The 23,106-nt window shown below is 63.6% G+C and carries 24 protein-coding genes; 6 read left to right on the forward strand and 18 right to left on the reverse strand.

Translation table 11 applies throughout. The annotated features are described in order from the left end of the window. Positions 1-644: 644 nt before the first annotated feature. The 4 genes from AC1RU4_RS13995 to AC1RU4_RS14010 are packed head-to-tail and all read left to right on the forward strand — an operon-like array spanning position 645 to position 6,157. A complete protein-coding gene (locus tag AC1RU4_RS13995; protein WP_492891702.1) occupies positions 645-2,102 on the forward strand; it encodes a class I SAM-dependent DNA methyltransferase in 1,458 nt (485 codons plus the stop codon). After that, a complete protein-coding gene (locus tag AC1RU4_RS14000; RefSeq protein ID WP_492891703.1) occupies positions 2,099-3,811 on the forward strand; it encodes a restriction endonuclease subunit S in 1,713 nt (570 codons plus the stop codon). The genes AC1RU4_RS13995 and AC1RU4_RS14000 overlap by 4 nt, the downstream gene beginning before the upstream one ends. Continuing rightward, entirely contained in the window at positions 3,801-5,375 is a 1,575-nt protein-coding gene (locus AC1RU4_RS14005) for an AAA family ATPase (protein WP_492891704.1), read from the forward strand. The genes AC1RU4_RS14000 and AC1RU4_RS14005 overlap by 11 nt, the downstream gene beginning before the upstream one ends. Next, the gene (locus tag AC1RU4_RS14010; protein ID WP_492891705.1) at positions 5,372-6,157 is read left to right on the forward strand and encodes an HNH endonuclease family protein; all 786 of its coding nucleotides are present in this window, start codon (positions 5,372-5,374) and stop codon (positions 6,155-6,157) included. Before AC1RU4_RS14005 ends, AC1RU4_RS14010 begins: the two co-directional genes overlap by 4 nt. 196 nt (positions 6,158-6,353) lie before the next feature. On the opposite strand, the gene AC1RU4_RS14015 is transcribed toward AC1RU4_RS14010, so the two are convergent. Further along, positions 6,354-7,484, reverse strand: a complete 1,131-nt coding sequence (locus AC1RU4_RS14015; protein WP_492891706.1) for a Fic family protein — start codon at positions 7,482-7,484, stop codon at positions 6,354-6,356. Between the two features lie 213 nt (positions 7,485-7,697). Between AC1RU4_RS14015 and AC1RU4_RS14020 the strand changes: the two genes are divergently transcribed. Beyond that, positions 7,698-7,958 (forward strand): helix-turn-helix transcriptional regulator, encoded by a 261-nt coding sequence (locus AC1RU4_RS14020; protein ID WP_492891707.1) that lies wholly within the window; start codon positions 7,698-7,700, stop codon positions 7,956-7,958. 140 nt (positions 7,959-8,098) lie between these two features. Further along, a complete protein-coding gene (locus AC1RU4_RS14025) occupies positions 8,099-8,509 on the forward strand; it encodes a hypothetical protein (RefSeq protein WP_492891708.1) in 411 nt (136 codons plus the stop codon). 2 nt (positions 8,510-8,511) lie between these two features. On the opposite strand, the gene AC1RU4_RS14030 is transcribed toward AC1RU4_RS14025, so the two are convergent. From AC1RU4_RS14030 to urtB, 17 genes are all read right to left on the reverse strand, one after another. Beyond that, entirely contained in the window at positions 8,512-8,742 is a 231-nt protein-coding gene (locus tag AC1RU4_RS14030) for a type IV toxin-antitoxin system AbiEi family antitoxin domain-containing protein (protein ID WP_492891709.1), read from the reverse strand. An 83-nt stretch (positions 8,743-8,825) separates the two neighbouring features. Then, a complete protein-coding gene (locus AC1RU4_RS14035; RefSeq protein ID WP_492891710.1) occupies positions 8,826-9,014 on the reverse strand; it encodes a hypothetical protein in 189 nt (62 codons plus the stop codon). 75 nt (positions 9,015-9,089) lie between these two features. Beyond that, positions 9,090-9,971, reverse strand: coding sequence for an urease accessory protein UreD (locus tag AC1RU4_RS14040; RefSeq protein ID WP_492891711.1), 882 nt, complete (start codon positions 9,969-9,971; stop codon positions 9,090-9,092). Continuing rightward, entirely contained in the window at positions 9,968-10,612 is a 645-nt protein-coding gene (ureG, locus tag AC1RU4_RS14045) for an urease accessory protein UreG (protein WP_492891712.1), read from the reverse strand. Before ureG ends, AC1RU4_RS14040 begins: the two co-directional genes overlap by 4 nt. 2 nt (positions 10,613-10,614) lie before the next feature. Beyond that, positions 10,615-12,327 (reverse strand): urease subunit alpha, encoded by a 1,713-nt coding sequence (ureC, locus tag AC1RU4_RS14050; protein ID WP_492891713.1) that lies wholly within the window; start codon positions 12,325-12,327, stop codon positions 10,615-10,617. A gap of 2 nt (positions 12,328-12,329) precedes the next feature. Then, positions 12,330-13,013 (reverse strand): urease subunit gamma, encoded by a 684-nt coding sequence (locus tag AC1RU4_RS14055; protein WP_492891714.1) that lies wholly within the window; start codon positions 13,011-13,013, stop codon positions 12,330-12,332. Positions 13,014-13,041: 28 nt separating this feature from the next. Further along, positions 13,042-13,725, reverse strand: coding sequence for an urease accessory protein UreF (locus tag AC1RU4_RS14060; RefSeq protein ID WP_492891715.1), 684 nt, complete (start codon positions 13,723-13,725; stop codon positions 13,042-13,044). Further along, on the reverse strand, positions 13,719-14,186 hold the full coding sequence (ureE, locus tag AC1RU4_RS14065) for an urease accessory protein UreE (protein ID WP_492891716.1): 468 nt from the start codon (positions 14,184-14,186) through the stop codon (positions 13,719-13,721). Before ureE ends, AC1RU4_RS14060 begins: the two co-directional genes overlap by 7 nt. A gap of 80 nt (positions 14,187-14,266) precedes the next feature. Then, positions 14,267-14,590: a hypothetical protein gene (locus AC1RU4_RS14070; protein WP_492891717.1), complete on the reverse strand. Its 324-nt coding sequence runs from the start codon at positions 14,588-14,590 to the stop codon at positions 14,267-14,269. Positions 14,591-14,595: 5 nt separating this feature from the next. Then, a complete protein-coding gene (locus AC1RU4_RS14075; RefSeq protein ID WP_492891718.1) occupies positions 14,596-15,294 on the reverse strand; it encodes a tetratricopeptide repeat protein in 699 nt (232 codons plus the stop codon). Positions 15,295-15,297: 3 nt separating this feature from the next. Further along, on the reverse strand, positions 15,298-16,389 hold the full coding sequence (locus AC1RU4_RS14080) for a Rieske (2Fe-2S) protein (RefSeq protein WP_492891719.1): 1,092 nt from the start codon (positions 16,387-16,389) through the stop codon (positions 15,298-15,300). Positions 16,390-16,459: 70 nt separating this feature from the next. Next, positions 16,460-18,847, reverse strand: coding sequence for a N,N-dimethylformamidase beta subunit family domain-containing protein (locus AC1RU4_RS14085; protein WP_492891720.1), 2,388 nt, complete (start codon positions 18,845-18,847; stop codon positions 16,460-16,462). 141 nt (positions 18,848-18,988) lie between these two features. Then, complete coding sequence (locus AC1RU4_RS14090) at positions 18,989-19,429, reverse strand: N,N-dimethylformamidase alpha subunit family protein (RefSeq protein ID WP_492891721.1); 441 nt, start codon at positions 19,427-19,429, stop codon at positions 18,989-18,991. A 183-nt stretch (positions 19,430-19,612) separates the two neighbouring features. Then, positions 19,613-20,317 carry an urea ABC transporter ATP-binding subunit UrtE gene (gene urtE / locus AC1RU4_RS14095; RefSeq protein WP_492891722.1) on the reverse strand — a complete coding sequence of 235 codons (705 nt, stop codon included), beginning with the start codon at positions 20,315-20,317 and terminating at the stop codon, positions 19,613-19,615. Beyond that, positions 20,314-21,060 (reverse strand): urea ABC transporter ATP-binding protein UrtD, encoded by a 747-nt coding sequence (gene urtD, locus AC1RU4_RS14100; protein WP_492891723.1) that lies wholly within the window; start codon positions 21,058-21,060, stop codon positions 20,314-20,316. The genes urtE and urtD overlap by 4 nt, the downstream gene beginning before the upstream one ends. Before the next feature lie 8 nt (positions 21,061-21,068). After that, a complete protein-coding gene (gene urtC / locus AC1RU4_RS14105) occupies positions 21,069-22,169 on the reverse strand; it encodes an urea ABC transporter permease subunit UrtC (RefSeq protein ID WP_492891724.1) in 1,101 nt (366 codons plus the stop codon). Positions 22,170-22,213: 44 nt separating this feature from the next. Beyond that, positions 22,214-23,089, reverse strand: coding sequence for an urea ABC transporter permease subunit UrtB (urtB, locus tag AC1RU4_RS14110; protein ID WP_492891725.1), 876 nt, complete (start codon positions 23,087-23,089; stop codon positions 22,214-22,216). Between the last annotated feature and the right edge of the window lie 17 nt (positions 23,090-23,106).

The following is a 23,106-nucleotide window of genomic DNA, read 5'->3' on the forward strand; positions in this document are numbered from 1 at the left end:
CACCCAGCCCAAGACGGACGTTCATGCACCTCGTCAATGCAGGGGGTGTCAGCAGGTGATATCGGCGTTGTCTCGGATCGTCTCGACCTTAATGTCCGGATAGGCGGCGAGGCCGGGCTTCAGTTTCGCCCACACGGCGCTCTTCAGAGCGTGGTGGGAGAGCGTAAGCCGGATCGATCTGGCCAGCGTATCTTCGAGGGCTGCGAGGGAGGCGAGCCGTCCGACTACGCGCGAAGGATGGGCGCCTAATAGTCCGGGAAGATGGCCGGCATCGGTCCAAACTTGCCGATGTCCTTGGTCATAGCTGCGACTATCCCGAGGATGGCCTGAAGCCGATGCGAGAGGCTGTACAGATTGCACATCCAGTCAATCTACCCAGCCGAAGGGTCCTGGAAGGCCCGGTCTTCCTGGCAATTGGGGCTGCATGCCGCTGGGGCTAGAGATCGGCGACAGCCTACAGTTCGACCCCGTGATGGCTCAAGCATGGTACAGCGGCCTCAACAAGCTGGCGCGTGTCCCTGTTCTCGATCACGATCCCCGCTGGCAGTAAGGCTAGGGGCTTCGCCAGAAGGCGACTTTCACTCAGCCGAACGACCTTCTACGAAGAGGGGTAACCGCCCGTACCGGGTGCAAGGACAAACTGCGTGACGCCCTATTCCGACCTCGTGACCCGCCTTTGGCGACTCTGCAGCCTGCTGCGCAAGGACGGGGTGACCTATCCCCAATACGTGACCGAGCTTACCTATCTGATCTTCCTCAAGCTCGCTTCCGAGCGGCAGGCCGAAAGCCAAGCGATACCCGAGGGACACCGCTGGAGCGACCTCCTAAGCAGCTCGGACGATGCGATTCTAGATCGCTACCGCCAGACGCTCGCAATGCTTGGCACGTCTCGGCACAGCCGGACCATGCAAGCGGTCTTCGCAGGAGCCGTAACCGTTGTGCGGGACCCAGCAACGCTACGGCGGCTCGTCGATGCCATCGATGGCTCTGACTGGTTCTCGGAAGAACGGGACGCGTTCGGCGACGCTTACGAAGGACTGCTCCAGAAGAACGCGGAAGAGACCAAGCGCGGCGCGGGTCAGTACTTCACGCCTCGCGTATTGGTCGACAACATCGTTTCGCTGCTCGCACCTCGCCCCGGCGAGATTGTGCAGGATCCTGCAGCCGGCACCGGCGGATTTCTCATCGCGGCGGATCGCGCTTTGCGTTCCGGTTGGCGAGGGTCTGACGAGGAGTTGGCATTCCAGCGCAACCAGGCCCTGCGCGGCGTGGAAAACGTGCTGGACACCTATCGTCTGCTTTGCATGAACCTCTATCTGCATGGGATCGAGGCGGAGCACGTGCTCATGGGCGATACCCTGTCTCAGCTCGGAGCCTCTCCTGAGTTTCAGAAAGCCGACGTCATCCTCTCGAATCCCCCATTCGGGCCGTCCGGCGGCGTGTCCTCGCGCGAAGACCTCTCCATCACCGCGAAATCCGCAAGCTTCCAGCTGCCATTCGTGGAGCATTGCATGCGGGCGCTTGCTCCAGGAGGGCGGGCGGCGGTCATTGTCCCCGACAACGTCCTCTTCGAGGGGGGCAAGGGCAAGGCGTTGCGCCAAACATTGATGCAGGACTTCAATCTGCACACGATCCTGCGTCTGCCCACCGGAATCTTCTACGCTCAGGGCGTCAGAACCAATGTGCTCTTTTTTAGCCGGCCAGTTTCACCTCCATTTGAGGGGGCCACGGAAGCGGTCTGGATCTACGATCTTCGGGCCGCCGAGTCCGGAAGTGACCGAAGCGGAGGAGACTTCGCCTCTGGCCTGAACGCGTTCAGCACAGCATTCGGCGACGATCCCCTGGGTCAGTCGCGGCGCGAGGAGGATGGGCCAAACGGGCGCTTCCGCCGGTTCAGCCGCCAGGCGATCGCAGAACGCGGCGACGACCTGTACGTCGTCTGGCTGAACGAGGATGAGAGCCAGGACGAGGCGCTCGAGTCCGCCTCTCCTGATGAGGTCGCCGCTGTCGTTGAGCGCCATCTGGTTTCGGCCTTGGGCGAGATCCGGTCCCTCATCGACGAATTGGGCGATGACAATGTCACCTGGGATGAACTGGAATGACCCTTCCGGCGGACTGGACAACGTGCACCCTTGAGGATCTGCTCCATCCGGCGCCCGGCGCAATCGTCGACGGCCCGTTTGGAAGCGCTCTGAAGTCCAGCGACTACACCTCAGAGGGATGCCGCGTGATCCGGCTCAACAACGTCAACGTCGCCAGGTTCAACGACGCGGACAAGGCCTATGTGGATGCGCGCCGGTTTCCCGCGCTGCGTCGGCATGAAGCCCGGGCTGGAGATATTTTGACCGCCGCCTTGGGCGATCCGCTCGGTCGGTCCTGCCTCGTCCCCGAAGACCTCGGCCCTGCGATCGTGAAGGCCGACTGCTTCCGCTCGAGGCTTCACCCTCGAGTCAGCGGCGACCTCATCATGTTCTGGCTCAACAGCCCGCCGCTTGCGCGTTATTTCTCGGAGCATGGCAAGGGCGTCGGACGGATCAGGATCAATCTCGCCGTCCTGCGCACCGCCCCCCTGCCCCTCCCGCCCGAAGATGTGCAGGTGGCGCTTGTCGAACGAATCCGGACGGTCATGGCCCGGTCCCAGAACGCCAGGTCGGAAGCGCAGCTCGCGCCCAGGGCGGCGAACGCGCTCAAGGTCAGCGGCCTGAAGGCCGGTGTGACCGGCCAGCTGACGGCGCGTTGGCGAGAGACCTCCCCCGACGTCGAGACCGTCGACGCCCTTCTGGAGCGGGTACCGGCGCCGACCCAGGCCCCGGGCGGGCGCGTGGCGACGGACACGCGGATGGCCGGTCAGGCGGCGATCGCCGTCAACGATCCGGGATCTCCCCTGCCCCCAGGCTGGCGATGGACGCCCCTCCTGCGACTGGCGCGCCAGGAAACCGGACACACGCCAAGCCGACGACACCCCGAGTACTGGGACGGGGACGTCGCCTGGCTTGGCATTCGCGACGCCCGCAAACATCATGGTGGGGTCATCGACCGGACCGCGCAGACCATCACGGCGGCTGGCCTGGACGCATCATCCGCACGCGTCCTTCCTGCCCGGACGGTCTGTCTGTCCCGCACGGCGTCCGTAGGCTACGTCACTCTGCTCGGGCGCCCCATGGCGACAAGCCAGGATTTCGTCACTTGGACCTGCTCCCCAGCCCTGATGCCGGAATATCTGATGTATGCGCTAATGGCCGAGGGAAAGGGCATCCGTCGTTTCGGCAGAGGGTCGACTCACACAACAATCTATTTCCCCGAGTTGCGCGCCTTGCATATCGCCCTGCCACCGCTCGAGGAGCAGCAGGCCATCACAGCTCGTATCAAGCGGTTGCTCTATCGCGCTGACATGCTCGCGTCCGAGGCCTCACGCGCCATGGGCGTCGCGGACGGCCTCGTCGTGCGCACGATCACCCAGGCAATGTCGGGCGCCTTGGGCGGTGCGGGCGGAGTCTCAAGCGTGTCCGCCCAGTCGCTCCTGGATGACATCGCCGAGGCGCGACGCGTCCTCGAAGTGGAGCGCAAGCGCTCGAAGCCCAAAAGAGCGCCGAAGTCGGCCTCCCCTGCAACCTCGCCTAACCCGGACCCCTCCATGACCGCAGATCAGATAACCGCTGCAGTGCGCGAGGCCGGCGGCGCCATGCGCGCCGACGCCTTGTGGAAGCTGAGCGGTCTTCCCATCGAAATTTTCTACCGGCGTATCCGCGACGAGCTGGCGGCAGGCCGCCTGGCCGAATCGAGCGACAAGGAGAGCCTGCTTGCGCATTGACCATCTCGCGGTTCGGAACTTCAAAAACCTTCGTGACGTCCATCTGAACTTCGACTCGTCGCAGCTGGAGACCGTCATCATCGGACAGAACGGGACCGGCAAGTCCAACGTTCTGGAAGCTCTTGCGACAATCTTCCGGGACCTCGACGATCCGCGCCGGGAACGGGAAACGGATTTCGCATACGAAATCACCTATCAGTGCAAGGGCAGCAAGGTTTGTATCGACCATCACTACTCGGACCCGGCGACCACCATCGCGACGGTCGATGGCGCGCCTACACCGATGAGTGTCATCCGCACACGAGACAGCGAATTCCTGCCGAACCACGTGTTCGGCTATTACTCCGGCGAGTCCGACCGGCTGCGCGCCATCTTCGATCCGCCCCAGCGCCGGTTCTATGACGCAGCCATCGAAGCCGGGGCCGATGAGAAGCTGGACCCGAGGACGTCCTCACTGCGCCGGCTGTTCTACGTCCGAGAACGCTATGGCGCGCTGGCCCTCCTGACCTATTTCGCCTTCGCCGACAACGAAGCGCAGGCGTTCCTGAAGCGACACCTGAGCGTTGGTCAGTTTGATTCCGCCCTGCTCACGCTCCGCCGGACCGAGTGGGGCAAGCGTAAACCGGTCGGCGACGCACTGGCCAAGTCTGACAGCCGATTCTGGTACGCCCGAGGCATTGTTCGCAAGCTGCTCGATGGTCTCTGGATCCACTCCCTTGCGCCGATCCGGCACAAGGAAAGCGTCTCGGAAGACTATCGCCGGACGGGCGCGTCCGAAGAGCAGATGTACATCTACTTGAGGAACGAGGAGACGCTCCGGTCGCTCGCCGCGCCGTTCGGCGACGAGCAGACCTTCTTCGCCTATCTGGAAACCCTCGATCTCTCGGACCTCGTGCGGACGATCCGGATCTGGGTCACGCGGGAGGGCGCTTCAGAGGCTATCCCGTTTCACGAGATCAGCGACGGCGAGAAGCAGTTGCTCAGTGTCCTCGGGATGATGCGGTTCGCCGCCCATGACGAGTCCCTGTTCCTCCTTGACGAGCCGGACACACATCTGAATCCGGCCTGGAAATGGAACTACCTGAGCTTCATCAAGGAGGTCGCTGGTCGCAACGAGAACTGCCACGTCATCATGACCAGCCACGACCCTCTGACGATCGCTGGTCTGGAGAAGTCTCAGGTGCAGGTCCTATTCAGGGGCCGTGACACCGAGGTGAAGGCGGCGCAGCCTGCCGTCGATCCCAAGGGGCTAGGCGTGTCCGGCGTGCTTCGTCAGATTTTCGGCATGGCAACGACGCTGGATGCCGAGACGCAGAAGCTAGTGGATGACCGCAACGCGCTGCTCGCCCTGCCCACGCGCACAGCGCTGGAAGACGCCGAGTTGTTCAGACTGAACAACGTCCTGGACTCACTGGGCCTAGCCTACCAGAGCAGCGATCCCATCTTCGAAGACTTCCTCCGCTCCCTGCATCGAACCGACAAGGAAGAGCGCGGTCCCTACACACCTGAGGAGATCGAAGCGCAAAATCGCTTCATGCAGGAGATCGTCGAGGGTCTTCGGTGAAATACATCAACTATCCAGCGGGCGCGATCGACGCCGCTTGGCAGGCGAGAGCTGACACCGCCGCCGGCGCTGCGGCCCAGAAGAGCGGGAAGGCGGCCAGTGACTACATCGACAGTCGAAGTAATGTCTGGAGTGACCTGAAGCCTGCTCTCGAAACACTGTCTTTCGGAAAATGCTGGTATTCAGAAGCTAAGGACAGGGTGTCTTACTGGCATGTCGATCACTACCGTCCCAAGAGCCTCTACCCTTGGCTCGCGTTCGACTGGCGGAACATGCGCCTGTGCGGCGGCATGCCCAATATCGCCAAGTCCAACGACTTCCCCCTCGACGATGAGACGGCTCGAGCCACGGTCGCCAATCCGTCGACCGATTTGGAGGTCCCCCTGATCCTGGATCCCGTCCGTTGGGGCGACCCGGACCTCCTCACCTTCAATGGGGCTGGCGAGCCGACCTGCGCTGACCCCAGGGACGTCGTGGCGGCGCTTAGGGTCAAGCTATCGGTGAAGGTTCTCAACTTGGATACCGAGAAACTCTGCGAAGGCCGGCGTGACAAATGGCGCAGCTGCGAGCGCAGGCTGAAGGCTTTGCGCGGCATCGTCGAAGCCCAACGTCACCAGAACAACACCGACGCGGACGACCGCCTGAAAGACCTCTGCAAGGATCTGGATGGCCTCTATGATGAGACGTCCGAGTTCACAGCAACGGCGTGGGCCTGCGCCAAGGAGCTCAACGCGGAAACAATCGTGCGTCTTGCGAAGGAGGTCGCGAGGACCTTGGACTGACTACGACTTCGTTGGCAGCTCACGCTGGGCAGGCTAGGCGACGATGCCAAACAACCTCTCAGCGGTAGGTCTTCAAGCGCCTCGACGTCGTCCAGCGCAGCCATGCGTGCCTTGGCCTCCTGATGACACGGTCGCGGATTTCTTGCCAAAATGCGACCTACGGCGCTGTCCCCCGCCAAATTTCGTAGAAGACCCGTTAGGCGCGGCGTGGCTCGTCGCCATCCAGCCTCGTCAACGAATAGCTCGTGCTGCGCCCACCCGCTTCGTCTTTCACAAGCACGCCACGCGCCACGAGATCGTTGATGTCGCGCAGGGCCGTATCGGGCGAGATCTTCGCAAGCACCGCCCATTTCGAGGAGGTGAGCTTGCCTTCGAAGCCATCCAGCAGACGATTAACAACCTTGCGCTGGCGCTCGTTCAGCGGCTGCCCGGCCATCGCCTCCCAGAAACGCGCCTTGCGAAGGACATTGGCGAGAATGTTCTCGGCGCCGTCGAACGCCCGATCAAGGCAGGCCAGGAACCATTGCAGCCAAGCGGTGATGTCGAGGTCGCCCTTCTGGGTCCGCTCGAGAATGGCGTAGTAGTTCTTCCGCTCCAGACGGATCTGCGCGGACATGCTGTAGAAGCGTTGCGGACTGCCTTCCGATCGCGCCAGCATCATGTCGGCGATGGCGCGGGCGATCCGGCCGTTGCCGTCCTCGAAGGGATGGATGGTGACGAACCACAGATGGGCAACCGCCGCCTTCAGAACGGGGTCGAGCGGCGTGTCGTCGTTGAACCATCCGACGAAGCTTGCCATCTCGCCATCGAGCCGCGTTGCCGTCGGCGCTTCATAGTGCACCTTTTCGCGGCCTATGGGACCGGAGACGACCTGCATCGGTCCCGACGCCTCATCGCGCCAGGCACCGACAATGATCTTCGTCATGCCGCTGCGCCCAGTCGGGAACAGCGCCGCATGCCAGGCGAACAGCCGCTCGTCCGTGAGCGGCGCCCGATAGTTCTGGGTAGCGTCGAGCATCATCTCGACCACGCCTTCGACGTCGCGGTCGACCGGGGTCAACGCGCCGATGTCCATGCCGAGGCGGCGGGCAATGGAAGACCGCACCTGCTCCTTGTCGAGGATCTCGCCCTCGATCTCGCTGGATTTGAGCACGTCCTCGGTCAGGGTCTGCAGGACGGCCTCGGCCCGCAGGTCGAAACCGAGCGCTTCCATACGTCCCAGCAACCGGCCCTGCCGATGGCGCACGGCGGCCAACTGCTCAGTTAGGTTCGGGCTGTTCCATTCGAACCTTGGCCAGCCTTCAAGCTCATGGATATAAGTCGCCATATTCTCCGCGCTCCTTGCGGCGAATATGGTGGATATTCTCCGCAGGCGCAAGGTTATTCGCCGCATCCAATGCGGCGAATAGGGCAATTAAACCCTGCACCGCGGCACCCTCAGGCGTTGAGCGAAGCTCCGGACACACGGTTCTTCAGAAGCCGTCGTTCCGCTTCGCTCTCCTCTGCACGTCATTCCGCGTGCGATCATGAGGAGACGATCATGTCACGATTACCCGTCAACCTGCCGCCCCGTTTTCTGCGAACCGTCGAAGCGGCGCGCTTCCTAGGCCTGTCGCCACGAACATTGGAAAAGCACCGCAGCTACGGCACTGGCCCGCTCTACCGAAAGCTCGGCGGGCGCGTGGTCTATGCCATTTCAGATCTCCAGCATTGGGCGGATCAAGGGATCGTGCGATCGACGTCCGACCCCAATAACGGAACGGTCAGGGCGGCATCTCCGGAGAACCATTTGAACGACTGACGGACCGGCATAAGGAAGTCCGTGGGTGCGCCATCTCGGCCGGCGCGCCCACGGACGACTTCTGGCTCCGGCGCCGCTTCTTTGTATGTTGTACGTTGTGCGTGAGCCCACGGACCGACGCCAGTGCTTGGGAGAAAGCCATGGAAGCAGGAGTGACCGCCGACACCGCCATCCTGGCCGAGGCTTTCGCGCGCGGCTCGGCCATGAAGCGCACCCTGCTTCACATGGAAGGCGGGGCCCTGGCGCCTGATGAATTCGCGAACAGCATCGGCATCCCGACCGCAGAACTCGAAGCGCTGCCGCTGCTGTGGCTCGATATTGATGGCGAGCGCGCCTATCCGGCCTTCCAGATCGCCAATGGTGGGCTGCTTCCCGGTGTCAGCGCCGTGGTCCAGGCGTTCGCGATCGACGAGCCCTGGATGCGGCTCAACTTCATGCTGACCGGCGATGCCCGCCTCGGCAGCAAGCGTCCGATCGACGCTCTGCGCGAGGGACAGATCGGCGAGGTCATCGAAGCGGCCCGGGCCTATGGCGAACATGGTGCGGTTTGAGATCAGGCTACCTTCAGAAGCGCGGCTCGATACCGTCCGTAGCTGACTTTCACCAGCAGGCCTTCCTCGCACATCTTCGACAGATAGCATCGCGGAATGCCAATGTCCGTGAGATCGCGGGTCCTTACCTCGCCCCGCTCTCGCGCCAGGGCCACAGCGCGATCCCGAAGGGATGGTGGCGGCCCGCCGGCAAGGCGTAGTGCTTCCGCGCGGTCCCGGTCACGTTTTCGCATTTGCTGCGGCTGTGGCGTGTCCAGTCGTAGTGCTATGGCGAATTCATAATTCGCATCTTCGTCGACCCCGGCGAGCCATCACCTCACTCTTCGGATGATCTCATATTTTCCCCATCCAGCCTCGCTAGATATTGAAATGGCTGGATAGCTGGCTCTCCGGCCTTCTTAGCTCGCATCAGCCAGCACCACCGCATCTCAGGGATTTTGTTGGCCTTGATGTTGGCCTCGACGCGCGGCTTGCTGCCCCGGCGGTCGGCAGGGATGGCGATCATGGCCTTGTCGGATGCAGATTTCGTTCGGCCCGTCCGACGGAAACGAAAGCGGGGCACCCGCAGCTTCAGACCGGATTATTTCCGAAGCGGGTGCGGGACGTGGCCTGTCAACGCTTCGAATACCGCCGCGAAGACATGAGCCATGCCCCGCGCGAGATGACCTCCGGTCGGCGCGAGGCATCGCACGGCGATCCCGCATCCATTGGGAAGTTCGCTCATACCGACACGACAGCCCAGAGCGTCGAGCTGCTTCATCAAGACGGCAACATCGACATCCGATCGCCGGGTGCCAAGCCCCACCACGCTGCCCATCGAACGATAAGGGCCGAGCGGCGAAGCGGCGCCGGCGAATTGAATGCCACTGATGGCACCCCGATCCCAGACCAGAATTCGTCCGCTCTCGTCGCGAACGCAGAGTTCCGTGCGCAACCTGCCAAAGGGTCTGCTGCACTGCCCCGGGTCGTGCGTGGCGAAGCCGTCGGCAAGGATGACGCGCGCGCCCGGCGCCAGCGTCACCTCTGTCCTGGAACAGAGATAAGCGTCAGGAAAGAGAATGAAGGGGTCGTTGGTCAGGGCCAGCAGAGCATCGGCTCGGGCCCTTACTGCTGTCGAAAAGCGGGCCTCGTCGCCCGCCGTGCGGTGGACGACCGTCGCGGCCTGGCTGGTGACATGGGCCTGCGCGCCGCTGCTGACGTCGATGTCGAGCATCAGCCGGTCGCCCGTGTACAGACCGCCCGAGCAGGACTGCAGGTAGAGCGTGGCCAGATCCGGCAGATCGCGGTCGAGTGAGAAAGGCCGGGTGATGTGAAACGGGTAGGGAACATGCTGTCGCACGAGAACGGTGCGGCCACCACCGCGGATGAAATGCAGCTGCGCCGTCACATCGCGCGCACCCGACGTTGCGGGAGTGATCGGTCCGGCGTGTTGCAGACCGGCCATTCGGGGCGGGGCGTTCATCGGAACAGCACCGCCCTCATGATGTGCTCGGCGACGTCCGCCACCCCGCTGCCCCGGCGGGCATCGGTCAAGATGACGGGCCGTTGCGAACGGACTGTCCGGGCCTCTTCCAGCATGCGGGGCAGGTCGACACCGACATGGGGCGCGAGATCCTGCTTGTTGATCACCAGCAGGTCGCAACGCAGCGTTCCCGGCCCCTTCTTGCGCGGAATGTCGTCGCCGCCGGCCACGTCGATGACGAAGATCCACCAGTCGACCAGATCGAGCGAGAAGGTCGAGGCAAGATTATCCCCGCCGGATTCGAACAGGATCAGCTCGACGCCGGGAAAGCGGGCTTCCAGCTCGTCCCCGGCCGCGATGTTCAGGGTGGGATCTTCGCGGATGACGGTATGCGGGCAGGCCCCCGCTTCCACCGCCGACACGCGATGCGGGTCAATGAGGCCGGAGCGCCGCAGGCGCTCGGCATCCTCCTTGGTCACGAGATCGTTCGTCACCACGGCAAGGTCGACCCCGCGTGCATGAAGCACCGGAATGAGGGCCTCGATCAGGGCCGTCTTCCCAGAGCCGACCGGTCCGCCGATGCCCACGCGCGCCGCCACCGCGCGACCCGTCGCCTCTTCGGCGGAATGTTGGTCGATCATGTTCATCGCAGCATGTACCGCTGTGCGAGGGGAAGCGTGTCATAGGGCTCGCAGGTGGCCAGAGTGCCGTCGACGAAAACCTCGAAGGTCTGCGGATCGACGCGAATATCGGGGCAGGCCGAATTCAGCATCATGTCCTGCTTTGTAAGCGAGCGTGTGCCGCTGGCCGGCAGCAGCGCCTTGGAGAGACCGAGCGCCGATCCCAGTCCCTCCTCAATCGCCAGAGGGTGGACGAAGCACGCCGACAGGGCCGGCGCGGCGCGTCCAAAGGCTCCCCATTGCGGGCGCAGCAGCATGGGCTCGCAGGTCATCAGCGAGGCCGCGGAATCGCCCATGGCGCCCCAGGCGATGAATCCACCCTTCACGACCAGTTCCGGCTTGATGCCGAAGAAGCCTGGACGCCAGATCACGATGTCCGCCATCTTGCCGTCTTCGAGCGAGCCGATATGTGCGGCGATGCCAAAGGTGCGGGCGGCATTGATGGTGTATTTGGCGATATAGCGCCTGATGCGGGCGTTATCGCCCCTGCCCGGCACGTCTTCCGGCAGGAGCCCGCGCTGGTCCTTCATCTTCGAGGCAAGCTGCCATGTCCGGCAGATCACTTCGTGGATCCGTCCCATGCCCTGGCTGTCGGAGCCGAGCATCGAGATCGCGCCGAGATCGTGGAGCACGTCTTCGGCCGCGATGGTCTGCGGACGGATGCGGCTTTCGGCGAAGGCGACGTCCTCTGGGATCGCCGGGTTGAGGTGGTGGCACACCATCGTCATGTCGAGGTGTTCGTCGAACGTGTTGACCGTGTAGGGGTTGGTCGGGTTGGTCGACGAGGGCAAGCAATTGCTGATCCCTGCCACCCGTATGATGTCCGGCGCATGCCCGCCGCCGGCACCCTCAGTGTGGTACATGTGAATGGTGCGCCCGCCGATGGCCGCCAGCGTGTCCTCCAGAAACCCGCTCTCATTCAGCGTATCCGTGTGGATCTGCACCTGGAAATCGAGTTCGTCGGCAACACGCAGGCACATGTCGATGGGCGCCGGCATGGAGCCCCAGTCCTCATGCAGCTTGAGGCCGAGGCAGCCGGTCCGCATCTGCTCAACGAGCGAAGCGGGCTTGTGGCTGTTCCCTCGGCCGAGGAAGCCGAAATTGATCGGCCACTCCTCGGCTGCCTGCAACATCTTGCCCGTGTTGAACGGACCGCCAGAATCGATGCCGACGGTGATGGGGCCGAGCGAGCCCCCGATCATCGTGGTGATGCCGCTGGAGATGGCATGTGCGCACAGGCCGGCGCTGTCGAAATGCACATGCACGTCGATGGCGCCGGCCGTGGCGATCAGTCCCTCGCAATCGCGCACCGTAGTTCCCTGCGAGACGATGAGGCGGGGATCGACGCCGTCCATGATCGCCGGATTTCCGGCCTTGCCCAGGCCGACGATTTTGCCATCCTTGATGCCGAGGTCGCCCTTGACGATGCCGAGCACCGCGTCGATCACCACGACATTGCACAGCAACATGTCCAGCGCGCCTTCCGCGGACGTGACGCCGGCGGCAAGCCCTGCCCCGTCACGCAGCGTCTTGCCGCCACCATGCAGGCATTCGTCGCCATAGATCGTGTGGTCCTTTTCGACCACGGCGATCAGCGAGGTGTCTCCCAGCCGGATCCCGTCGCCGACCGTCGGCCCATACATATGGGCGTAATCTCTGCGTAGCATCTTGACCATGGTCAGGCTCCCTTGAAGCCGGCGTCGCGGGCCCGGCGCAACGCATCAGCGACATCTGCGGTGCCATCGCTGAGATTGTTGAAACCGCTGATTTTGCGCTCGCCGCCGAAGGCCACCAGCATCAGTGTCTTGCTCTGTCCGGGCTCGAAGCGCACGGCTGTGCCCGCCGGGATGTCGAGGCGCTTGCCATAGGCTTTCGACCGGTCGAACTCGAGCGCCTTGTTCACTTCAAAGAAGTGGAAATGCGACCCGATCTGTATGGCCCGATCGCCGGTATTGACCGCCGTGATCTCGATGCGCTCGCGTCCGGCATTGAGCTCGATCTCGCCGTCCAGCGGCAGCAGCGCGCCCGGCTCGAGCGCGTCCGCGTCGGCTCCCTCGCGCGGGCGGATCGGCTCGTGGATCGTGACCAGCTTGGTGCCGTCGCGGAACCCGCACTCGACCTGAAGGATCGGTATCAGCGACGCCACACCGGGCATGACGTCCTCGGTGGTCAGGATCGTCGAGCCGAAGCCCATCATCTCCGCCACGCTGCGGCCGTCCCGCGCGCCCTCGAGTATTTCGTCGGTGATCAGGGCAACGGCCTCGGGGTGGTTGAGCTTCAGCCCCCGCGCGCGACGCTTGCGGGCCAGTTCCGCCGCCGTGAAGATCGTCAGGCGTTCGAGTTCCGTCGGGGTCAGGAGCATGTTTTTCTTCCTGCGGATGGGAACGTGATCAGTTCGAGAACAGCCGAACCTCCGACGTCGCATGCCGCATGGTGGCAATGTCGAGCATTGGTGTGAGGCTCTCGAAATCGTCGCATGAGAGGGAACTGGCGGGGCCCGCCTCCTCCACCAGTCGCGCCATCAGCGGCAGCGTCGCGCCGAGGCAACGCTGGGCTTCCACGGCGCCAATGAGACTGAGGCGGACAGCGGCGCTGGTCATGCCGGCGGCGACGCCATAGGCGGAGGCGGCGAGGACGGAGCGCTCGTCGATCCCGCAGGCCCGCCATATCGCGCCCTGGAGGATCGGAAGGTGGCCTTGCATCCGGCCCGTCTCGACCTGCCGCTTCAGTTCCGCGGCAGCGCCGGTGCCAATTCGTGCATGCGCCGTCAGGAACCCCAGCCCGTTGCGGCGCGATCCCGTCCGCTGCAAGGCGGAAATCGTCGCGGCGTCGAAACGATGATCGATCTCCGCCAGGCGAGCCATATCGTCGCCGGCACCGAACGCCATCGATACGGCGATGCGATCCATCCCCATCCAGCGATGGGTCAGCGTCATGGCCAGGACGTCGATCAACCCTTCACGATCGAGGCGCTGGCCAAGCTCAGCCAGACCTTCGATTCCGTTGGAAAAGGCAAATCCACCATTAGGGAAAGCCGAATCCGCCTGCCAGAGCGTTGCGACGAGGCTCAGCATGACACCTCGTCGGCCGCGCGGGGGCTCGTCTCGATCCGGGTATCAAGACCGAGGGAGGCGAGCCGGGCCAGGTAGGTCTCTTCGGGTCCCTCAAGCGCGACATCGATGGAACCAGCCGCGAACCGTACACGCCAGTGCAGGTTGCCGACGTGATAGCCGAGCTCCAGCGCGGTCGCGAGATCCCGAGGCTTGATCCGAAGCCAGCGCTCGGCATCAACCTTCACCACGATCGCCCGATGCGCTTCAAACAGCAGCACGGCGCCATCGGTCAGCGGCTCGTCCCGCGGCAGCGCGACCGCGACCTCGGCTCCGCGGCTCGTCACCGCGCGGAAACGCCGCCGCGCCAGTTCGGCGGCGGGAAGAAGCAGCCACTCGACCTCGCCGTGATGTTCAAGGTGATGAATCGGGTCGGCGAAGTCCTCGTCCAGCCGGTTTCCAAGTACGCGATTGACAAGCAGCATGATCAGCTTCCTGAAAATGACGATGTGCCAGCCCTGCAAGGGCTCGAATTGTATGCCGGGAGACCTGCCGCACCGCGCATCTAGGTGTCTCCCCGGCATGACGGCGTGGATGCCCGGTTTTCCACCAGGCCGCGCTTGAACAGGAAAATGCAGCGGCCCGTTCGCGCATCTGACGCGTTAACGTGGAGCTGTTCCGTCAGGTAGCGAAACACGATGCGCGCCGCGGCCGCCGACAGCGTCGGCTTCCACAGCCAAATGTCGCTCTCGGCATCGACCGCGTGACGCGTGAAGAGCTCGTGCGTGGGATCATCGGCGCACCCGACGCACCAATCGGCAGGCTTCCCCCCGAATTCCTTGATGTAACTCAGGAATTCAAACTTGACCTGTTGAGGACTGAACACCATCCGCGTCACCCGGGAAGAGGGTTGAGACGCGCGTGGCAGGAGGTCTCCGCGGTGCGGCTTCGCCAGCGCCCGACCGCCGTGCTTCCCGCCCGCTTCTCGTCGGACGACATCTGCGACGCGATCGCCTCGAGCGCCGTCAGCGCGGCTCCCACGCCATGCTGCGCGGCAAGAGACAGCCAAGTGAACGCTTCGACGCGATCCTTGGATACACCGACGCCATTCGCATACATGAAGCCGAGGCGCGCCTGCGAGGGGTAGTGCCCGAGTTCGGCTGCAGATCGATACCAACGCGCTGCCGTGGCGTGGTCTGGCGGCAGCCCCTCGCCCTTCGAGAGAAGGGTTGCCAGATTGTACTGGGCGAAAACGTCCCCGCGCTGCGCCGCCTTTTCGAGCCAGCGGACGCCGGCGGGGATGTCGCGGGGCGTGCCGTGCCCCATCGCAAGCATCGCCCCCACATTGGTCTGCGCGAGCAGGTTGCCGGCCTCCGCGCCTTCAAGATAAAGGGCGAAGGCGCGCGCCAGCGAGGCGTTCACGCCTTCGCCATTGGCGTACATCGCGCCGAGCCACGTCTTCGCGTCCGGGTGGCCCTCATCGGCCAGCTGCGAGAACCGCCGGAACGCCTCGTCGTAATCGCAGCGCTTATAGGCCGCGATGGCAGCGCCAAGCGCCGTTACGTCCTCGGTGGAGAGATCCAGCGATAGCATGTCTCAGCCCCTCGGATTCTGGTAAAGCGGTTGCGGGAATTCCTCGCGCGGCATGCGGGTGAAGCGCGCTGCAATGGCGCTTTGCATCCATGCCCCCTGCGCCTCCCGCTGCAGCCGCAGCGGGGCGCCGATCGTCTGCGGGTGATGCTGGGTTCCCCAGCGGGCGAGCTCGTCATGCTCGACCTCCGCGCGCTCGGCACGGAGCCTGATTTCGTCGCGCCAGAAGAGACGGTCGCCTCGCGGGTCAGCGCCATAGGTCGAGAGCCGGCACAAGGTCTGCCCCATGGAGGTCGGCTGCAACGTCACGACGGCGGTGCTGCTCGCCGTGCCGATCAGGACCAGATTGGGGAACAGCCAGGCCGTGTGCGCGGCCGTGCCATCGGACAGGGCGGTATCGGCGAACATCCACAGATCGCGTTCGGCAATCACCGGCGCGCCAGTTGCCAGGCTCTGGCCCATGAGCTTCCAGTTCGCGGCGTATTCGAGCCAAACCTCGTCCGAGCGGCAGGGTTTGTGAGGGCCGAAGAACCCTCCCCTCCGGCCGAGAGCCGCGAGCTCCCCGTCCGGCCACGCTGGGGTGACGTCCAGATTGACGAAGATCAGCGGCCCCCAGCTCCGCACATGCGTGGTCAGCAACCGTTCCGGACGAAGGCCCAGATACTGGTGCATCTCGGGCGTGCCGTCGCCGAGCTCGCGTGCCTGGATCGCGCCTCGGTCACGGCTGTAGCCGCAAGACGTGAACGAGCATTTGGTCTTCGCTCCGGTCTGGCACTGCAGCGGCACGGCGCGGCATCCGCCGTGCTGTGCCTTGTTAAACCGCGCCACGATTCCGCTCTCCGTGCGCTGCACATGCACGCCGTGAGTGCCGACGGTGAAGGGAAGAAGATCGCCTTTTTCCGCAATGGCTTCATGGGCGCCGACGCAGATCCAGTCGCGCGTCCACACGGCTTCGTCTTCAAGCTGGCTGAACCGCAGCGAGCGAAAGGCGACAGGCGGCAGCACGCGGGGATCTTGGCCGAGCGCGTCGGCATAGAGGGCGGCGTCCGCGAGGTCGCGGCCCTCATCCCAGAAACCAAGATCGCGTCGGTGAGTCATGTCCGGCATCCAGCGAGAAGGGCCGGCCCTCGCGCAAGCCGCGCCAGGGCCGGCAGTCCATTCGAGGGGCTCAGGCGGTCGCAGCAAGGGCCGGCGATTCGTAGTCCGCGCGGCCGCGATGCTTGATTGCGTCCGCCGGAGCCGGCGGCAGCGGGCCATCCGCCGAGAACCGGTCGAGCACGTTCTTCACCAGGGTGGACACGTTGTTCTGGCACTCGTTCCACGGCAGGGAGCCACAGAAGGCGATCGACGAGAAGGCGAAGCACGCACCCCCGTTCGGGGTTTCGTGGAAGGCGATGTCGCCGCGCACGCGCGGGTGGACGGTGCCGTCGAGACCCTGCTGGTTGAAGCCGAAATCCTCCATGACGAGAAGATACGCTTCCGTGTGCCGGCCCGCCGACGTCGCGACGGCGAGCGTGTGGGGCGGAGAGCCGAGCGTGACGTCGACGATGTCGAGCTCAAGGCCGGCGCAGCCGCCGCCGACGAGGCCGAAATTGCCGATCGGCTCATCGTAGGAGATGCCCTCGAAGGCCCAGGCCACACGCGGGTCAAGGCTGTCCGGCGTCCGGCTGTAATAGGTCGAGATGTCGAAGCCTTCATTGGTCATGCCGACGCCGGCGACCGAGTAGAGCGACCGGCCCCGGAAGCGCCACATGCCGCCCAGTTCTCCGGTGCCCTGATGGTAGTACTCGCCCGGTTCGGCGCGCCAGGTGCGGATGCCGGACTCGCAGCGCCGCATCTCGGTGATAACGCCGCGTCCGACATCGTCATAGGCCGGATGGTACGAGTGCACCCAGTACCAGGCATCGGCGCCCATATACATCAGGCGCCCGCCCCGCTGGGTGTAGTTGTGCAGGGCGTCGAGCTGGGTGCCCGAATTGTGCTCGGGATGTGAGCCGGTGATGATGACGTTGTAGTTCTCGAGCCGCGCGAGGCCGTCATAGGTGACGTCTTCGTCGGTAATCACGTCATACTCGTAGCCCATCGTCTCCAGCCAGTAGATCAGATGAAGATCGGCGGGGTATTGCCACGGCGCCTGGGCGAGGAAGTGATCGTATTTCGGCCGGATCGACAGGATCGGACGGAGCCGCGACGACAGGCAGATGCCCGAGCCGTCCGTGTGCGTGTCGTAGATCGAGCCGCCATATTCGCGGTGCTCGGCCAGGAACATGTTCTGGTGCTGCATGATCGGCACGCGATAGACGAACAGCTCGGCGCCGCCGGCGTTGCAGGCCACGTGCTCGTTGGCATAGGCCATGTAGCTGATCGTCGGCACCATGACGGCGATCTTCGACTGCTCCTTGCCGATCTTCGGAACGATCCAGAATGGGATATAGTCCTCATCGCCTTCCGAGGTCGTCAGCTTCAGAGCGTAGAAGCGGCTCTTGATCTGTTCCGGTACGGTCCACTCGACATCCGCCTCCCAGCGGGCGTTGTCGACGTCGTCGTCATGGAAATGGATCGCGCCATATTCCTTCTTCGCGTATTTCCAGTCGAAGTTCTCGCCCGCCCAGTTATAGCCGGTGAGCGCGCGCGTCGGGCAGTTCACCAGCGTCACGTCGAAGCGGTACGGGCCGTTGTCCTTGGCGATGATGGTGTCGATGCCGTCCCAGAAGTCCCAGGCGGCGACGATCAGCGCGGACAGCTCGCCGGTCGGGCCGGAGTTGCGGCGCTCCGTGAGGCCGGGCTGCGCGCCACCCTTCATCTGCTCGATCTCGAAGCGGCTCAGAGCCTTCTTGACGATGCGCGGGCTGTCGATCTTGCCGTTATACTTGCCGGTGAACCAGACGCCGGCGGGAAGCGAAGACTTCCCGAGGGGATCGTCGCTGATCTTCTCGACATAGGCCGCAAGCGCGACCGGCGCCGCGGTATGGACGATCTTCGTCTTGATCGTGGTCTTCACCGGCTCGATGACGGGATCAAGGGCGTAGACGATCAGGGGTTCATGATAGAGCACCGCCTCGCCCGTCTCCGCATCGAAGCTGGCCGCGACGAAATGCCAAGCGTGATCACGGATCGGCACGCCGGTGGTGATCTTGTGCTCGTTGATGCGGAGTTCGACAAAGCCCTCTTCATTGATGAAGAGGCCATAGCCCTTGCCGTCCACCCACTTGGTGACGAGCCCCTGCGCCCCGTGCTTCCAGTAGCGCGGATGGGTCTTCGGCGTGGTCGGCCAGACGTGGCACTGGAGGGTGAAGCTGTCGACATGGAACTGTGGCGCATCCTCGACGTACCCGTAGGATCCACCATGAATGATCTGCTTGCGTCCCTTGTAGGTTCCGTTGGCGTCCGCCGTGATCGGCTTCTCGATGAAGCCGGGACTGCGCGGGTTGGTGTCGCCATTGATCATGTGAACGACTTCGGCGGTGAACTCCGCCGGGCCATCGCAATTCACGTAGAACTTGATCTTGTCGCCGGGATGGACGCCGAACTTGTCAGCGTACCCTGTCAGCCGCATGGCGCACATGTATCGTTTCTCCAATAGTGAAGCTGGCGTCAGACAAGCCGCTCCCGCTCGCGCCCGGAGGGCCGCGAGAACAGAATCTCTGCTGATGCGAAGCTAAAAAGGTTCGACGCGGCAGCGCGTGAAACCCGGCGATCAGGTAACGGGCCAGTTGTCGTCCCGATGCTTCCAGCCTTCCTGGAAGTTTTCGGGCATGCCGGCGGTCTCGGGCAGTTCGTCAAGGCGCATCAGGAAGATGTCGTGCTGGATTTCCTGCTCGCAGGTATAGACCTTGTCGTTGACGAACTCCGGCGGAACCCCGCGGATGCCGGACAGACGACCGATGCGCCATTCGGCATCGACCTTGGTGCAGATGACGATGAGCTTGCCCTTCGGCGACTCTCCGCGCATGCGCAGCAGCACGCGGCGAAGGTCCGGATTCTCATGAACGCCGCCGGTGACGACCGTGGTGTCGCCGGGTGTCTCGCATTTGAGCACCGAGAAGCCGGCAACTCCTTTCATGGAGTCGACGCATTCCCTGTGCTCCTTGATCATGGCTTCCCGCTCGGGCGTGCCCTTCTTCGGAATCGGTATCATCGCCAATTTTCTCCGTCTGGATCGAAGATGTGCCGCTGGGTATCGCGCATCGTCATGACGAGCGGCCCCTGGGCCTTGAATTCGACGCGCTCGGGCGACAGACGCCTCAGTTTAGAATTTGACTGATACTAGACAAAACGTCAATAACTTCTCGAGTTACGTCTAGATATTTTATCGTTTCATCTAGATCGTCATGTGCCGCTCAACCAGATCGTCGGTCATCTCCGACATCGGGCCCTGAGCGACCACGCGGCCATTGTCGACCATGAGGAAGGCATCGCCGAGCTTGCGGGCCACCTTGATGTGCTGCTCGGTCACGATCAGGCTGATGCCGAGTTCCTGGTTGAGCATCCTCAGGATCTCGCCGATCTCGAGGACGATGTTCGGCTGGATGCCCTCGGTCGGCTCGTCGAGCAGCAGGATTTGCGGATCGACCGCGAGCGCGCGGGCGATGGCGAGCTGCTGCTTCTGCCCACCTGACAGAAGGCCGGCGCGACGATCGAGGTTCTCCTTCAGATAGGGAAATATCCGCAGACAGAGTTCCGGGATCTCGCTGGCCTTGTCGGAGCGCGCAAAGGTTCCGAGCAGAATGTTCTCCCGGACGGTAAAGTTGGACAGGATGCCGCGCCCTTGCGGCACATAGCCGAGTCCATAGGTGGCGCGCACATGCGTTGGCTGGCTGCTCAACTCGGTGCCATTTATGCGGATCGCGCCGACGGAGCGATCCGTCAGCCCCATGATGGTGCGCATCAAGGTGGTCTTGCCCACGCCGTTGCGGCCAAGCACGCACAGGCACTGCCCCTTCTCGATCTCGAAGGAGAAATCTTTCAGGATGCGCGTCCCGCCATAATAGGAAGTGACGTTGTCGAAACTCAGCAACGCGCTCATGCCGCCTCCTGCTCGCCGAGATATACGTCCCGCACGCGCCGGTCGGCTTCGATCTCCTGGATCGAGCCCTGAGCGAGCAGCGAACCCATATGCATCACGACAACGACGTCCGCGATCTCGCGGACGAAGCCCATGTCATGCTCAACCACCAGCAACGTCGCGGACTTGCGCAGGTCCTTGAATATCCGCGCGGTCTTCTCGACCTCGCCTTCGGTCATGCCGGCGATCGGCTCGTCCATCAGCAGCAGCCGGGGCTCCTGCATGAGCACCATGCCGATCTCCAGCCACTGGGTCTCGCCGTGGGAGAGAATGCCGGCACGCTCGTTCAGCCGACCCGTCAGGCCGGCGAGGGTGGCGACCTCGTCGAGCTTGGCCTTCAGTCCCGCCTTGTGAAACTTGAACAGGTTGCGGAACGGGTTGGTCTGACGGCTGTAGGCGACCTCCAGGTTCTGCTGCACGGTCATATCGCGGAGCACGGCCGGCACCTGAAACTTGCGGCCAATGCCGGCCCGGGCAATCAGATGCTCGTGCTTCGCGGTGATGTCGTCATTGGCGAACATAACTTTGCCGGATGTCGGTTTGATGCGTCCCGTGATGAGGTCCATCGTCGTGGTCTTGCCGGCACCGTTCGGGCCGACCAGACAGCACACGGTGCCCTCGACGACCTCCATGCTGAAATCGTTGATGACCTTCGTGGCGTCGAAGCTTTTCGACAGATTGCGGATTTCGAGAAGACCGGACATGAAGGCGCTCACTCGGCTGGCATGGGCCTGCCGCCGTCGGGCGCAGGCGAGGAGGTCGGCTCTTTCCGCTCAAACAGGCCGAGCGCCGATTCGACGAGGCTGGCGAGGCCGTTCGGCAGGAACCGGACAACGACGATGAAGAAGCCGCCCAGGATCAGCAGCCAGGTCGCGAGAAACGTGTCGCCGAGATAGCTCTGCGCGCCTTGGATGATGAAAGCGCCGAGGATCGAGCCGATGAGCGAGTGCCGTCCGCCGATGGCCGCCCAGATGACGATCGAAAGGCTGAAGCTGACGTCCATCTGGGCGGGCGAGACATATTGCACCAGCATCACCCAGCAGCAGCCCGCCACCGCCGCGATCAGGCCCGAGATGGTGTAGATCACCGTCTCGTAGCCGGCAACGCTGTAGCCGAGAAAGCGCACGCGCTCGCTGTCGTCGCGGATCGCCTGCGTGACGAGGCCGAAGGAGCTCTGGGTAATGAGCTTGGCCAGAAAGGTGGCGCCCATCAGGAAGCTGAACACGACCCAGTAGGCGGTCGGGCTGTAGGGATCGATCTCCACGCCGGCAAACTGGAAGGCTGAGGGCGGCGTCAGCCCGTTGACGCCGCCGGTATAGGCCTGCCGGTCCAGGATGATGGTGTAGAAGGCCGAGAGCATGGCCAGCGTCATGATGGCGAAGAACGGGCCCGACACACGTGCGCGGAACATGATGCCGCCGAACGCCGCGCAGAACAGGGTCGGCACGGCGACCGCCAGGATGAGCCCGAGCGCCGTGCTCTGGAAAGGCTGCCAGAGCATCGGCAGGTAATCGAGGCTGTTGTTCAGCATGAACGGCGGAATGGGGTTTGATTCCGTCTGGCTCTGCATCTGCATGGTCATCGCCATGCCATAGGCGCCGAGACCGAAGGCTATGCCCTGGCCGAGGTTCAGGATTCCCCCGAAGCCCCAGCAAAGGCTGATCGAAAGCGCCAGCATGCCGTAGACGCCGTAGGTGGCGAACTGGTTCAGCAGGAAGCTGTCGCTCACCATCATCGGGACGATCGCCAGTGCCGCGAAGAACACGACATACACGACCCACTGCGCGATCTTGTTGTGATAGAGGTTGCCCATGTCTCAGAACCGTCCTGACGCTGCGTTGCTGACGACGGCGGCGGTCATCGCCGGGCTCCCGCCTGTGCAAACAGGCCTTGCGGACGAAACCGCAGGAAGATCACGATCAGCACGAAGATGATGAAGCGGGCGAGGGTGTCGTTGGTGAAGAAGGCGAAGACCGACTGGAGTTCGCCCGTCACGCCGCTCGCCACCACGCTTCCGGCCAGGGAGCCGCCGCCGACCACCACCATGAGGAACGCCTGCACGACATAGCTCGCCCCCATGGTGGGCAGGACGATCGCCAGCACGCCAAAGAGCGCCCCCGCGACGCCCGCCAGCCCGGCGCCTAGGGCAAAGGTCAACATGTAGATCCGGCCGGCGTTGATGCCGAACGACGCCGCCATCTCCTTGTTCTGCATCACGGCACGCACCTGGACGCCGTACCGCGTCTTGTAGAAGAGCAGCCACAGCGCGAAGACCAGCAGCGACGTTACCAGCAGAACGACAATGCGGAACGCGGAAATCGACACCGAGCCCAGCATCACGTTGCTCTGGAAGATTTCCGGCACAGCGAGATATTTCGGGTCGCTGCCGAAGATCAGACGAACCCCCTGCATCAGCACCAGCGAGACGCCGTAGGTCGCCAGCAACGTGTCCAGCGGACGGTTGTAGAGATAGCGGATCAGGCCGCGCTCCAGCGCCAGCCCCACCAGGGCAACGATGACAAAGGAGGCCGGCAGGCACAGCAGATAAGGCAGGCCCAGGTAGAATTGCAGCATGTAGGAGCTATAGGCACCAAGCATGATCAACTCGCCATGCGCCATGTTGATGACGCCGGCCGTGCCATAAATGATCGTCAGGCCAAGCGCGGCGATCAACCAGATGCTGGCGATGCTCACGCCGAGAATGAGCGCATTCAGAAGCGAACCCAGATCCATTGAATTGTATCCGTTAA

The organism is Ancylobacter sp. GW821-FHT10E12 (assembly GCF_058809335.1).